The sequence below is a fragment of the Actinoalloteichus spitiensis RMV-1378 genome (genome assembly GCF_000239155.1).
In the GTDB taxonomy this organism is placed as follows: Bacteria; Actinomycetota; Actinomycetes; order Mycobacteriales; family Pseudonocardiaceae; genus Actinoalloteichus_B; species Actinoalloteichus_B spitiensis.
The window spans coordinates 1-13631 of the sequence record NZ_AGVX02000374.1 but is presented as its reverse complement, the minus strand read 5'-3'; the positions used below and the strand labels follow the sequence as shown (position 1 = coordinate 13631).

10 protein-coding genes and 1 pseudogene are annotated in these 13631 nt (G+C 73.3%); 1 reads left to right on the top strand and 10 read right to left on the bottom strand.

Annotated elements, in window-relative coordinates:
• Positions 1 to 243: 243 nt before the first annotated feature.
• The 10 genes and pseudogenes from ACTIDRAF_RS0216565 to ACTIDRAF_RS0216520 form a co-directional block, all read right to left on the bottom strand.
• Positions 244 to 639, bottom strand: a complete 396-nt coding sequence (locus tag ACTIDRAF_RS0216565) for an NUDIX hydrolase (protein WP_016699842.1) — start codon at positions 637 to 639, stop codon at positions 244 to 246.
• Between the two features lie 150 nt (positions 640 to 789).
• Positions 790 to 1946, bottom strand: a pseudogene (locus ACTIDRAF_RS29335) (alkaline phosphatase family protein).
• Between the two features lie 121 nt (positions 1947 to 2067).
• Positions 2068 to 2775, bottom strand: coding sequence for a DUF4097 family beta strand repeat-containing protein (locus ACTIDRAF_RS0216555; RefSeq protein ID WP_016699839.1), 708 nt, complete (start codon positions 2773 to 2775; stop codon positions 2068 to 2070).
• 788 nt (positions 2776 to 3563) lie between these two features.
• Complete coding sequence (locus tag ACTIDRAF_RS0216550) at positions 3564 to 4313, bottom strand: class I SAM-dependent methyltransferase (protein ID WP_157163080.1); 750 nt, start codon at positions 4311 to 4313, stop codon at positions 3564 to 3566.
• The gene (locus tag ACTIDRAF_RS29330) at positions 4291 to 5349 is read right to left on the bottom strand and encodes a thiopeptide-type bacteriocin biosynthesis protein (RefSeq protein ID WP_016699837.1); all 1059 of its coding nucleotides are present in this window, start codon (positions 5347 to 5349) and stop codon (positions 4291 to 4293) included. Before ACTIDRAF_RS29330 ends, ACTIDRAF_RS0216550 begins: the two co-directional genes overlap by 23 nt.
• Positions 5349 to 6671, bottom strand: a complete 1323-nt coding sequence (locus ACTIDRAF_RS29325) for a lanthionine synthetase C family protein (RefSeq protein ID WP_016699836.1) — start codon at positions 6669 to 6671, stop codon at positions 5349 to 5351. The genes ACTIDRAF_RS29330 and ACTIDRAF_RS29325 overlap by 1 nt, the downstream gene beginning before the upstream one ends.
• Positions 6668 to 9664 (bottom strand): lantibiotic dehydratase, encoded by a 2997-nt coding sequence (locus ACTIDRAF_RS0216535; RefSeq protein WP_280956885.1) that lies wholly within the window; start codon positions 9662 to 9664, stop codon positions 6668 to 6670. Before ACTIDRAF_RS0216535 ends, ACTIDRAF_RS29325 begins: the two co-directional genes overlap by 4 nt.
• 259 nt (positions 9665 to 9923) lie before the next feature.
• Positions 9924 to 10124 (bottom strand): hypothetical protein, encoded by a 201-nt coding sequence (locus ACTIDRAF_RS0216530; RefSeq protein WP_016699834.1) that lies wholly within the window; start codon positions 10122 to 10124, stop codon positions 9924 to 9926.
• 690 nt (positions 10125 to 10814) lie between these two features.
• On the bottom strand, positions 10815 to 11765 hold the full coding sequence (locus tag ACTIDRAF_RS0216525; protein ID WP_016699833.1) for a pirin family protein: 951 nt from the start codon (positions 11763 to 11765) through the stop codon (positions 10815 to 10817).
• A complete protein-coding gene (locus tag ACTIDRAF_RS0216520; RefSeq protein WP_083886381.1) occupies positions 11758 to 12132 on the bottom strand; it encodes a GNAT family N-acetyltransferase in 375 nt (124 codons plus the stop codon). Before ACTIDRAF_RS0216520 ends, ACTIDRAF_RS0216525 begins: the two co-directional genes overlap by 8 nt.
• 152 nt (positions 12133 to 12284) lie before the next feature.
• Between ACTIDRAF_RS0216520 and ACTIDRAF_RS0216515 the strand changes: the two genes are divergently transcribed.
• Positions 12285 to 13631: 3-hydroxyacyl-CoA dehydrogenase NAD-binding domain-containing protein (locus ACTIDRAF_RS0216515; RefSeq protein ID WP_016699831.1), on the top strand; the 1347-nt coding region annotated here is incomplete at its 3' end.

Genomic DNA, 13631 nt, shown 5'->3' with positions numbered 1-13631 from the left:
GGCGCCGACGCCCGGCCACTCGCCTCGTCGCTTGCCGCCGCGCGGGATCCGGGCAGGTCGGTCCGACGGGCCGGGCCGCTGGTCGACCGACGCCCGTCGCCGGCCGCTCCGGCGCAGCCGGCGGGCGACTCCCGGTGGGCGGCCGCCCTCGGGTGAGGGCGGAGGAGCACCAGGTCCGGAACCGGGGGCGCCGGGCCAGCCCCGCTCCACTCGGCCGGGCCGCCCGGTTTCCCCCGCGCGGGGTCAGCGGAGCAGGCCGCGCTCCCGCAGGTCGTCGAACAGGGCACGGCCCGCCGCGGACAGCCGGTCCCGGTCGGCCGAGGTCAACCAGGCCAGTTCCTCGATCTCGGCGCGGGGTTGCGGGGTGCCCCGGTGGTCCGCGCGGTAGCAGGCCATCCGCACCAGCACGCCCTCGGCCTTCCCGTCGGCCCTGGCCTCGACGGTGGTCACGTGTTCCGCCGAGTCCCCCAGCACCTCGACGCCGAGTTCCTCGTCGATCTCCCGGACGAGGGTCTGGACGTCGGTCTCCCCGGGATCCCGTTTGCCGCCCGGCAGGTAGTACAGCTCCTTGCCCCGGGAGCGGGCGCACAGCACGGCGCCGTCCACGATCTCCAGCCACGCCACCTTGTCGATGACCACCAGTCCACTCCTCCTCGTCCCCGGCGCCGTCTCCGACGGCGCTCCCCCAGCATCCCCGGTGCGCCGGTGGCCGCCGCCGGGTGGTCCCGGGCCTCGGGAGCGGGCAGCCCGGCGGCGGGCGGTGGGGTGGCCGGGTCGTCGAGCCAGGGGTCAGCGGCGCCGGAACGCCAGGAGGGGAACGAGTTGTTCCTCGGCGGTCAGCGAGCCGTGTTGTCCGACGAAACCGCTCAGCCGGGACTCGACCCGCGACCGTGTCAGGCCGAGGGTTCCACGCGCGGCGACGACGAGGTCCCCGATGCGGGGCAGGAGGTGGTCGGCGACCACGGGACCGAACCAGCCGGCCTCGACGGCCTGGTCCCGGCGCAGGATCCACGCCCGGTCGCCGAGCCGTTCCCGCCAGGCCGCCAGCACGTCGTCGGTGGCGCCGGGTGTGGTGTGGACGTGGCGGACCCGTGCCTCGCCCCCGACCATGCGGACGCCCTCCCACAACGAGGGCTCGGTGTCGAGGTCGACCCGGTCGTCCTCGCCGACCGCCACCATGCCGTGGTCGGCCGTGACCACCAGCAGGCCCTCCGGCGGCAGCCGCTCGGCGAGCGCGGCTGCGAGCTGGTCGACGTGCCCGAGCTGGTGGCGCCACGGATCGCTGCCCGGCCCGTACTGGTGGCCGAGGGCGTCGAGGTCACCGTGGTACGCGTAGCAGAGCACCCGATCCCCGCCTGGAGCGCCGCCACCGCGCCGCTGGTCAGGTCGCCGAGGGCGTGCGTTCCGTGGAAGCGCCCGCCGCGCAGCACCGCCCGGGTCAGCCCGCTGCCGTCCTGGTCGCGGGGAGCGACCAGGTGCACCCCGACGCCGGCCTCCTCCGCGCGTTCCCACACCGTCCGGCGGGGCTGGAACTCCTCGGGGACGACCTGGGAGCGGAGGTCCACCGGACGGCCGTCGCCGTGCCGGTGCCAGCCCAACGCGTTGAGGACGAGGTCGTCCCGCCCCACGGCGAACGAATACCCGACGATCCCGTGCTCACCGGGCGGGACGCCGGTCCCGATGGTGGCGATGCTGGTCGCGGTGGTGGCCGGGAAACCGGCGGCCACCGGTGCTCGGTCGGTGGCCAGGGACGTCAGGAACGGTGCCTCGGTGGGGTAGGCGCGCAGGAGTTCCCAGCCCAGGCCGTCGACGAGCAGGAGGCAGACCTTCCTCGCCCCGGGCAGGCCGAGCACGTTCGAGGTCGCCGGGACGCGCAGTCCGGACAGCAGCGACGGGACGAGGTCCGCGAGTGAACCAGCTCGATACCCGGGTACCACGGGCTCCATGTGTTCGACCCTAGTGGCGCGCGGCGCGGATCGGGCGCCTCGCCGCGGGGATGTCACCGGGCACCCTACCGGGGTGTCGGACTGCCGCCGGAGCGTCGCGGGGCTGACGGGCCGACCCGCGTCAGGCTCCCCGGACGACCACCGCCCCACCGTTGACGTTGGCGGCGCGGACGCTCCGGGGGCTGCTCGGATCGTGTGGGAGCTCGACGTCGGCCCGGTCGTGCTCACTGGTCGCGGTGATCGCGTAGGTCTCGTCCCGGGGGAGGGTCACGGTCACCGACGAGTGGCGGGACACGGCGTCCACGGTGTCGGGTGCGGCGGCGAAGCCCAGGCGGACGCCGCCGTTCTCGCTGTGGACCCGCACGGCCGGCGACCGCAGGCCGGTGCCGGTGACCGCCCCGGCGACGCCGGTCACCTGGACCTCCCCCGCGACGTGGTTGAGGTCGACCGTTCCGTTGGTGTTCCGGATGTCCAGGTCGTTCGGGAGGTCGGCCGCGCCGATGTGCCCGGCTTCGGCCCGCAGGGTGAGCGCGATGTCCGGGGGCACGGCCACCTCGAAGCTGGCGCCGCAGCCGGGGCTGAACCCCTCACACCGGGCCGTGAGGATCAGGTCCTCGCCCTCCAGGGCCCAGGTGGCGTTGCCGTCCTCGGCCGCCATACCGGTCAGCGTCCGGTGCACGGTGACGGTGCCCTCGGTTCCGGGACCGACCCGGAGGTCAAAGTTGCCGGTGTCGATGGTGAGCCGGGTGGCCGCCAAGGGAAAGTCGCGTTCGTCGGAACGCGGCGGGGTGTCGGTGCCGCAGGCGGCCAGGAGAAGGCTCGATACCACTAGGGCAAGCGTGGGCCGGGTCCGGGAACTCCTGGTGGTGCTGGTCATCGGCGGTCGTCGTCCTTCTCGTCGGCGGCCTCGGCCGCGTGGGGCTGGTGTTCGCGCGGTGCGCGTGGACACGGCTTCCCCGCCGCGTGGGGGTGGAGGTCCACCAGCCGGTTCAATGTCGCCCTGGTGCGTGGGCGGACGGCGCCGTCCGGGACTGGCGCGGGTGGTCGCCGGCGCGGGAGGGCGGGGCGTCGCGGCGCGGGTGTCCGTCGCCGTCGAGCCAACCAGATCGGGTGCGGGAGGTCAGGAGTGCCAGCTTCCGTTCTCGGGTAGAGCCAGCTGTACGGCTGGAAGGGCGATCGCGTGCCGTCCCACGGACCACTCCGGCCTCCCTCGGGGAGCTTGACCGGGCTCGACTCGCGGGAAGTGGCCGTCGGCGGTGGTCACGCCGCCCGGTGATCACGCCGCGCGGTGGGCGGCTCGCCCGGCGGTGCGCGCCGAGGTCGCGTGGTTCGGAGGTGGCCCGGTCACCGCGCCTCGGCATGCCGTCGATCCCGACCTCGGCCTGGCGGGTCCTCCGTTCCTCCCGGCCGACAGGAGGCGCCGGGCGGCCTACCCTGCCTGATCTGGAGCCCGGGCGGTGTCCTGTGCGGGCGACCGGTGCGGGCGCGTGTCCTGCCTCGCGCGTGGACGGCTCGCCCGAACGGCCGCTCCGGATCACGCGGGTGCGCTCGGGTTCCGGGGGCGACTCGGCCCGGACCGCGACGCCGCGCTCGCGGTGTCCGTTGGCCGCCTCACCCTCACCGCAGGCGCAGTCGCGCCAGGTGGTGGAACTCGCCCGTCCAGACGTCCTCCAGGGTCCAGGGTGTGCCGGTGGCGAGGGTCCGCAGGTCGTCCGGAGCGAGGAAGGCGTAGTCGAACCACTCGGACGCGAGGTCGGCGTAGCGCACCCGGATCCGCCACTGGCCGAGGAGCCGCCCGTGCCGGAGGTTCTCCTCCTGGTAGGCGAGTTCGGCGGGAGAGGTCAGGCGTGCGGGGTCGAAGCTCGTCCCCAGGATGACCGCCCCGGGGTTGGCCACCCGCGCCAGCTCCGTGAGCAGCGTCGGTGCCCGGTCCCGGCTCTCCAGAAGCCCCAGGCCGTTCCCGGTCAGGATGATCGAGTCGAAGCCACCGGTGAGGTGGCCGAGGTCGGAGAGCCGTCCGACCACGGCGTCCAGGCCACGCTCGGCGCAGACCTGGACCGCCCCCACCGAGGCGTCGACCCCCAGGACGCGATGCCCCCGGTCGCGGAGGACGGACAGGACCCGACCAGCGCCGCAGCCAACGTCCAGCACCGAGCCACGCACGGCCCGCACCAGTTCCCGGTCGACGTCCTGCCACGCGTCCAGGGGTTCGAAGTAGGCGGCCGCCGGCGAGCGGTACCACTGCCCGTCGTCCCGTTCCAGCAGCTCGGTCACCTCCCCGGCGGCGCCGCCCTCGTGCCAGCAGTCGCGGACCATGGCGCCGAAGGCGTCACCGATCACGGGGTCAGCCTGTGGTTCTCGTGGCACGCACGACCTCCTCGGAAGGGCCCTGGGCAAGTGCTTCGGTGATGCCGACCTGCCAGTCCCGGGGCATCCGGCCCCGGTTCCAGTGGAAGACGACGAGGAAGGCGGCCGCCTCCCGAGGTCCGACGAGGGCACCGGGACGCTCGAGGTGCTCCGCTCGCCAGGACGCGCACACCTTGGCCACCGCGTCCCGGAAACGAGCGAGGTCCTCGCCGACCCGGGGCCAGGAACGCGGGGAGTCCAGGAAGTCGGGCGCGTTCCACACCTGGTTGATCCTGGCCGACGTCCTGGCCCAGCCCGCCGGTTCCTCCGCGCCGAACGTCCGGCCCGCCTGCCACCGCAACCTGTCCCACACGTCACGGTCTTCGAACTCGGTGATGCCCAGCTCGGCGAGCAGTGTCCTGATCATCGACAGCGAGACGCGCCACACGGGGACGGTTGGCTCCTCGTGGCGGAGGTGACCCAGCCAGAACAACGAGTCGGCGGTGAAAACGCCGTGCACCCAGGGCATCGCGGCCGGTCCGCCGAACAGGTGCTGCTCCGGTTCGTACACGGCGTGCCGCAGGCCGCTGATCAGGCCGGTCCGCTCCCAACCGCGCCACACCTCCTCCAGCTTCCCGGCCGTCGCCGCGTGGTGCGGCGGGGGGACATGGAAGCGCACCCGGATGCCCTGCGCCTTGTGCACGAAGTAGAAGTGCGTCACGCACCCCTCGTCCAGGAGCTCGCGCACCAGCGTGTGGAGCTCCCCGTACAGCTCGTGCCGGGGGCGGGACGGTGGGCGCAGGCGGTACTCGAGCCACGTGTGGCGTTCGTCGTGCGCCCGCAGGGCCGGCAACCCGGCTCCGAGGAAGGCGTCGAGCGCGGGGAGGTCGGCGGGGGTGAAGGGAGCCGAGTGGGGCGGGGTGTCGTCGAGCTGGGCGGCGAGGGCCCGCAGGAAGTCGGGGACCGTCCACGTCCTGCCGCCGACGTGCACGGCGTGCCCCGGTGGGTGTCCCGTGCCACCGGCGGACCGGGCCTCCAGGAAACCGTGGGTGTCCATCACATCACCACCAGGGCACTGGGCCAGGGCAGTGCCCGCCCTGGTGTGGCGTAGTCGTCCAGGGCGAGGGCGAGACCCGCCGCGCCGCCGAGGAAGCCGGCGGGTTCTCGCCCGGGCCGGATGTGGTCGTGCCGGACGGCGAAGGTCGGCAGCCGATCGCCGTCGACGGCACGGACGATGCGTTCGACGACCCGGTCCCTGCACTGGCGGACGAGGTGCCCGTCCGGTCCGTCGGTGAAGTAGCCGAGCAGGTGCAGCGCACCCGCCCAGCCGTGGCACAGGGACCAGTGGTCGTTGCGCCAGGCGTCGAGAGGCATCCGGACGACCGAGGCCACGGATTCCTGGGCCAGCAGCAGCCAGTCCGGCCGGCCCAGGGCCCGCCCTGCGAGCTGCACGGCTCGGGAGATTCCCGGGGCGCCGTAGCACCACGAGACCCGGCCGCGCGCCGCGTCGGAGCGTCCGGCGTCAAACTCCTCCAGCGAGACGACGTCCGGCCAGTACGGCCCGTACCGGTCGGCTCGTTGGAAGGTGCCCAGCAGGGTGACCAGGGCGCTCATGGCCTCGGCCTGGCCGGGGACGACGATGCCGTCGGCGTGCGCGGTCGCCAGCACGGCCAGCGGGCCGGCGATCCCGTGGGCCAGCCCCAGGTTGAGGTGCCCGTGCCTGCGCAGGGACTCCCCCATCTCAGGGCGCCAGTTGGGGGGCACCGTCGACCAGTAGCGCGGGACGTGGCGACCGGCATGCTCGACGGGGTCGACCATCGCGACGAGCGAGATCAGGAGTTCCTCGACCTCCGGGGTGGTGTCCCCGCCGCGCAGCAGCAGGTACCGGGCGAAGCCCGTCAGGCCGTCCAGGACGTCGAACCGCGCCATGGTGTCGAGCGGTGTCGTCCTCACCAGGTGGCGGAGCCGGCGAACCCGTTCGATCACCAGGGCGTCGATCGTCGCCAGGGACGTCTCGTAGCCCCCGCCAGCCCGCCGTGCGAGATCCAGCGCGAAGCCCAGGCCGGCGACCTCGTAGTGCAGCCCGTAGGCCAGGTCCTGGCGGCCGGCCAGGCCCGCGCTGGCCATGCCCAGGTAGCGGTGGGCGATCAGCCGCTCCGCCGGATCCCTCGACACTCGGTCGCTGAACAGGACGGAGATGCCGGCGTAGCCGCTGGCCAACGACAGGGTCTGCCAGGGTTCCCTGCTTCCGTCCTCCGCTTCCGCCTCCAGGTTCCGCGCGTCCCGCAGCACGTCCGCGATGCGCTCCGCGAGCGCGGACGCCTGGCGGGCGAGTCGAGGGGCGGGCGGGGAGTGCGAGGAGGTCACGGTGTCCGTCATCCGGCGTCCCTCCCCTCGGCGGACGTTCGAGTCCGCGCTCGGTGCCGGAGCTGGCCTCGGAGGGCCCGAGCGGCGTGACCCAGGAGGCGCACGCTCGCCCCCTCCGTGGCCGGGTCGATGCCGTACAGGCGGTTGTGGTGCATGTGCAGCAGGCTCCCCACCGCCATGTCCTGCCAACCCGCTCCGCCCTCGTTCCCGATGCCGGGCAGGACGATCTCCCCCAGCCGCCGCACGGCCGCGCCGCTGGTGTGGAGGGCCCAGTGGCGGTCGGGGGGCAGCGAGCCGGTGATGAGGGCTCGGGCCCGGTCGGGGTCCAGCAGTTGGAGAGCGGCCTCGATCTCCCGCCGGGGCGGTGCCGCCCCCTCCGGTTTGGGCAGCGCGTCCACCCAGTCGAGCCAGTCCCAGCTGCCCAGTGCGGTGAGCAGGTGGACGTACCCGGCCAGCAGCAGGTGGCTCCTGTCCGGGGTCTCCCCCTTCGTCCCGCGGGCGGCCAGCAGGCCGGTGGCCAGGACGCTGTCGGCCCAGAACCACTCCTCGGCGGCGCGCAACCCGGCCCCGCCCCCGTACCGGGCGGACTCCGGCTCATACGAGCGGATCCTGAGGTCCCTGATCAGGCCGGATTCCCGCGACTCCGCGCCGAAACGCAGGAGTCGGGCCCACACCTCGGGGTCCAGCGTGCCGTTGGGGCCGTGCAGGCGGAGCCTGATGTGGTCCCACGTGTCGCGGTACCGCATGAAGAACCAGCGGTCGAGGTGGCTCTCGACGTCGGCGACCAGCGGGGGGAGGTGCCGGGTGATCAATTCCTCGTGCACCTCGGGGACCGCCTGGATCTCGACGAACGCCCATTCCCCGCCCGGGTGGTGGGTGACGCGGTCCTCGGTGTTGGCCAGCCGTCGCGGGTCCAGGTCCGGGTGGGGGTCTCGAATGTCCGGCCGCTCGAGGCGCCGCAGGGAGACGACCACCTCGTTGTTGTGGCCGCCCAGCAGTCCGTCGCCGTCCGCCGCCTCCCTCGGGGGCTCGGTGACGGTCACCTCGCCCCTTGTGATCTCCCGTCGCAGGATCTCCCGCTGGAAGGGGCTGGACAGGTCGAGCTCGTAGACCTGGTCCCGCCGGCCGATGTGGACGCGGTCGGGGATCCGCAGGTCGTCCCGCCACCGGGTGACCGCCTCGGTCCACCCGGTGGCCCGGGCCGCGCCGTGCCGCATCCGGCTGCTCGGCCGCCAGGTCAGGGGGGAGACGACGACCCGGCCGAGCCGGACGCGGGGCAGGCACGGCAACGTGGAGAAGGGACCCCAGTCCCACGGTTGCCAGACCCTGCCCTCGCCGCAGAAGGGGAGTTCGGCCAGGAGCCGGGCCAGGTTGGGGGCGGTGGTGCTCAGGCTCACGACGTGGGGAACCACGGGGTGGACCTCCTGGCCCGTGCGCTCCCAGTGCAGGCGCAGCTGGTCGCCGTCGGCGGCCACGACGAGTTCGCGCCAGTCGATGACGCCCTCGGCGGCGGGGTCGACGAAGGTGCCGACGGGAATCGTGTGGGGCAGCAGGTCGGGAACGTGCATCACGTTCAGCGCCCGGGGCAGCACCGGGAGGAACACGACCTGCGCGGGCAACGCGCCGTCGGGGTCGCTCATCAGCCGGCCCAGGTCGGCCGCCGTGCCGGTCACCCCGGCGAAGCGGCCGTTCATCGCTCCCGCAGTGTAGGAACCGATGACGGGGGCCAGGTGCAGGGTGAAGTCCCCAGCGGCGAGCCGCTCCTCGTCGGGGGCCAGCACCTGGAAGCAGTTCTCCAGGGACCGTGGCGGTGGGACGTCGTCGTCCACGGCCAGGCGGCGGACGTCGTCGTCGGAGAGGACGAGTTCCCTGGTGGCCTCGTTCAGCCCCCGGTGCAGGAACTCGCCCAGGACCTCGCGGCGCTCGCTGTCCCGCTCGTTCGCGGGTCGCTTCCCGCTGGGGAGCGTGGTGCTCGTGCGCGGGTAGAGGTAGCCGGTCGGGTAGCCCAAGCCGCGATGCGGGTCGACCAGCTCCGTGAGCCGGACGACGCCGTGCTGCCCGTAGCGGTCCGTGAACGCCTTCCGGTACCCCCGCATGTGCTCGAAGGCATCGCTCGGCGCCGACACGGACCACAGCGCGGAGGCGCAGCGTTCGACCTCGTCAAGCACGGAAGCGGGCAGGCGCAGGGTGCTGTCCCGGTACAGGTCGACGTGCGGGGCCGCCGACCGGGAGGGCGTCACCCCGGTGACCGTGTCGAGCAGGGAACGCCACGTGTCGCCGCCCTGCCCGGGAGCCGTGGCGCGGTAGTCAGACAGTGCCTCGCGCACGACGCGGATGTCGTGCCGGGCCCGTGTCCCGGCGGGCAGCAGGTCCTCCAGGGTGGCCAGGTGGTCGTCGTCCAACCTGGTCGTGGAGAACTCGGTAAGCAGGACCTCGTGTGCGACGAGGGTGGCGAGGAAGGCGTCCAGCCGGTCCTGGCCGAGGCGGGGGAACTCCCGGGCCGTCTCGGCCAGGAGGGAGGAGTAGGACCGGGGGCGGTCGGTGTTCCGCCGGACCCAGGACAACACTGGGGTCAACCGCATGGTCAACTCCCTCGGCGGCTCCTCCGTGCTGCCCAGCTTCTCCGTGCCCTCGGCCCGGACCGGAACGTGGGGCAGGACGAGCCTGTCACCCCGCTGGACGCAGAGGTTGTTGAGCACGACCCGGAGGGACGCGCGGACCTCGGGATCGGCGCGCCAGGTGGCCGAGGCCGCGTCGAACCACCGCGCGTCGGGGCGTGCGGTCTTCGTCGGAGCGGAGGAGTGGGAGCCGGCCTGGTCCCCCAGGACCGAGACGCTCGCGAGGAGCCCGAACGGGGTGGGCCGCCCCGTGATGCGACGCGCGTACCGGGTCATGGCCACCGCCACCCGCATCAACTTCTTGCGGCTCACCGAACCGCCGTCCAGAATTCTGCGCACTTCTTCCGAAAGGTGACCGCTGGAGACGGCCACGGCCTCCCGGAGGATGTCGTTGGCGGCCAGCTCGGTGATGTATTCGACCAGGTCCGCGTCCGTGCTCGCCGCGACGTCGACAAGGCTCGCGATGGTTTTGTCGAACGTACCACTGGGGAGGGATGCGGTACGGAGGAAAATCGGGCCGGCGGCCTCGAATCAGCGATCTCGTGTCATGGAGGGCAACCTTCTCGGAGAAGATCGGGCTGCCACCGGACAAGTCCGGTGGCAGCCGGATTCTGACCTTCCTAGGAAATTCCTACCGCTCCCGTCGTCAGCAACACATCGGGTTGCAGCCGTTCGTCAGGTTGCAGGACGTTCCGGTCGTGCCCCCGGTATCGCAGGTGACGAACGTGAACATCTCGGGGCGGAACGTCGCGTCAGCACCTCCGGTCACCTCGAGCTGGATGTCGAGATCCAGATCCGCGAGGCCGAGTTCCGCTTCGGTCTCCGTGGCGGCGGTCGCTGTGGTCACGTTGCCTCCTTGATATCCGGACGGTCGAAACACCGTCGGCGGCGGGGAAGGACCGCGCACGCGAAAAGGATCCGAACAGCACACGAGCAACCACCGGAACCGAGCGGTCGAACGCCGGCCGGAGGACTCTCCACCACACCGGGAGGACGCACCGCACGTACGTGATATTTCCACACCATCGGCTTGATTCCCTGCGGAACATTAACACCCCCCTTTGAAGCCGTAAAGAGCGCTCGCTATCACGGAATCCGTTTCCGCGTCCGAATTTAGTTCCCTTCAACCACGACTTGAGCGGGGCGGGACGAGCCCGTACACGTGATTCACAGGCCGAGAAGTCGGTGGCGGCCCACCGGGATCCCGCTCGCGGGAGTGAGGGATCCGGGAGTGCCCCGTCTCGCCTGGCGAGCACTCGGGAGGTGGGCTCGCACACCGACTCCGGGGCACCCCGTGGCACGGCTCGGAGGCGGCGGTGGGCGGTCGGATCAGGCGGGCGGTCGGATCAGGCGCGGGCGGTCGGATCTTCGGTGGCACGGGCAGGCGCGCCGGGTCGCCCACACCCGCGCCCCGACGACGCCTCGATGTCGGGGCGTCGACCGGGGGCAGGCGTTCGGGCTCCCGGGTGTCTCCGCGCACGGTGGGAGCGCCGCGCACGGTGGGAACGGTGCGCGCGGCGGGAGGCGGAGGAGCGGCTCAGCTCCGGCGGCGGGGGCGCAGGCGGACGCCGGGCAGTTCCGGCGCGGGGATGCGGTCGGTCCCGTGACCGGCCACCACACCGAACCTGCCGTCGCGGTTCTCCCAGTCGGCCCGTGCGGCCTCGATCTCGGCGTGGTCGCGACCGACGAAGTTCCACCACATGACCAGGTCGTCCCGGAAGGGTTCCCCGCCGAGCAGCAGGAGTCTGGTTCCCTCCGCCGCGCCTCGGAACTCCAGCCCGCTCCGGCCGGTGCCGAGGTAGAGCAGCGGACCGGGGGTGACCCGACCCCCGTCCACCTCCACCTCGCCGGAGACGACCAGCACGGCGTGTTCGAAGTCCTCGCGCACCGGCAGTTCGGCGCTGCCGGCGGAGAGGGACAGCTCCGCTCCGACCAGGGGGCTGTGCGTCGTCGCCGGGGAGCGGACCCCGGCGAGTTCACCCATCAGGACGGTGGCCCGCAGCTGGCTGGTCTCGTGGCGGGGCAGGTCGAGGTGCTGTTCGAATCCCGGGTCGATCCCGGCCCGGTCGGCGGGCAGTGCCACCCACAGTTGCAGCCCGTGCAGCAGCTCCCCGTCCCCGGGGGAGAACTCGGAGTGGGAGACGCCTCGGCCCGCCGTCATGAGGTTCAGCTGACCGGGGCGGACGAGCACGTCGCTGCCGAGGCTGTCGCGGTGCCGGATCTCGCCGCTGATCGGCCACGTCACCGTCTGGAGGCCGATGTGCGGGTGGGGTAACACCGTCATGGGGATGCGTTGGGGGCCGAACTGGTCGAGGAAGCACCAGGCGCCCACGGTGGGCAGGGTGCGCTGGGGCAGGACGCGGTCCACCCGCACTCCCCGGATCCCGCCGAGGGGTACCTCCCGGGCCGGGTGGAGCTCGCGGACCGGGCGGCCGGGCGCGGCGGAGGCGCAGCGGGTCTCGGCGGGATGAGCGGCCAGGTCACTCATCGCCGTCGCCGCCCTGCGAGCGGGGCTGGCGGACGTGCGGCGCGTAGCGGGGGTTCCTGGTGACGAAGTCGGCGATGAAGGAGCACACCGGGACGATCGTGCGGCCGCGCGCGACGGCGTCGTCCAGGGCTCCGGCGGCGAGCCGGGTGCCCAGGCCCTGTCCGGCGAAGTCGTTGGACACCTCCGTGTGGGTGAACACGGTGGAGTTGCCGACCTCCTGGAAGTCGGCGAACCCGGCCCTGGCGTCACCGACCCACACCTCGTACCGGGTCCGCTCCTCGTCGCGGACCACCCTGGTTTCCTCGACCACCGCGTGCCCTCCCTGCTCACCGTCTCCCCGCACCGGGTGACGGGGACGTCCCCGCATTCTGCCAACCAATCCGGCACCGCGACGATCGCCCGACCCCCTTGCCAGGCTGCCTAGGCTGGCCGTGATCGCGGTCGCGGTCGCCTCGCCCCCGATCCCGGCGGGAACCGGTCGGCGCTGGGCGGGGACGCGGAGCAGCACGGGAGGCGCGGATGCGGGTCAGGGTCGTCGGTGCCGGGGTGATGGGGCGGGGCATCGCCCAGTGGGCGGTCACGGCCGGTCACACCGTCGAACTCGCCGACGCGGAGCCGCCGGCCGTGGTCGCGGCGGTGGAGTTCGTGCGGTCGATGCTCGACCGCGCGGTCGAACGGGGCCGGCTGGACGCAGAGCAGGGTGAGCGGGCGCGGGCGCTGCTGGTGCCCCTCGACTCGCCGTGGGTGCCCGGCCCGGAGGTGGACCTGGTGGTGGAGGCGGTGCGGGAGGACCTGGCCACCAAGGTGGAGGTGTTCCACCGGCTGGCGGAGGTGTTGCCCGCGCGCACGGTGTTCACCAGCAACACCTCGTCGATCCCGATCACCAGGATCGCGGCGTCCCTGGCGGACCCGTCCCGGTTGGCCGGCCTGCACTTCTTCAACCCGGTCCCGCTGATGCGGCTGGTGGAGGTCGTGCCGGGCGCCCGGACCCGGCCGGAGATCCCGGTGCTGCTCACGGAGTTCGTGCGGGCCTGCGGGCACCGGCCGGTGGTGGTGGCCGACACCCCGGGGTTCCTGGTCAACCACGCCGGACGCGGGCTGGTGACGGAGGCGTTGGCGCTGGTGGAGGAGGCGACGGCGAGCGTGCCCACCCTGGACGCGGTGGCCCGGGACGTGCTCGGGCTGCGCATGGGGCCCTTCGAGCTGATGGACCTCACCGGGCTCGACGTCACCGACGCGGTCATCGACTCGGTGTGGCACGGCTTCCGCTGTTCGGACCGGCTGCGGCCGTCGTTCCTGACTCCCAACCGGGTCGCCGCCGGCCTGCACGGCCGCAAGACGGGCGAGGGCTTCTACTCCTACGACGGCACCGGCCCGTCCCGGCCGGTGGAGCCGCCGGTCACGGGGAACCGGGACCGGGTGTTCCGGGTGGTGGGGTCCGGGGTGGACGCCACCGCCCTGCGGAACCGGCTGGTGGCCGTGGGCGGGAGCTTCGTCGACAACCCGGCCGTCGCGGCCGAGGACACCCCGGTGCTCGTGCCGACGTGGGGGACGACGGTCGCGGCGCTGGTCGCCGAACACCGGCTGCCCCCGGCCGGCACCGTCGGGGTGGACCCGCTGTCGCTGGCCCCGGACAGCGCGCGTGTCGTGCTGGCCGCGACTCCCGCCGTCGACGGCTCCGTGGTGGCCGATGCCCGCGCGGTCCTCGCCGGCCCGACCGGCAGTCCGGACGAGCGTGCGGTGTCGGTGGTGCGGGACACCGCCGGGTCGGTGGCCCAGCGCCTGGTGGCCTCGATCGTCGGGGTGGCCGCCTCCATCGCGGAGCGGGAGCTGGCCAGCCCGGAGGACGTGGACCTCGCGGTGACC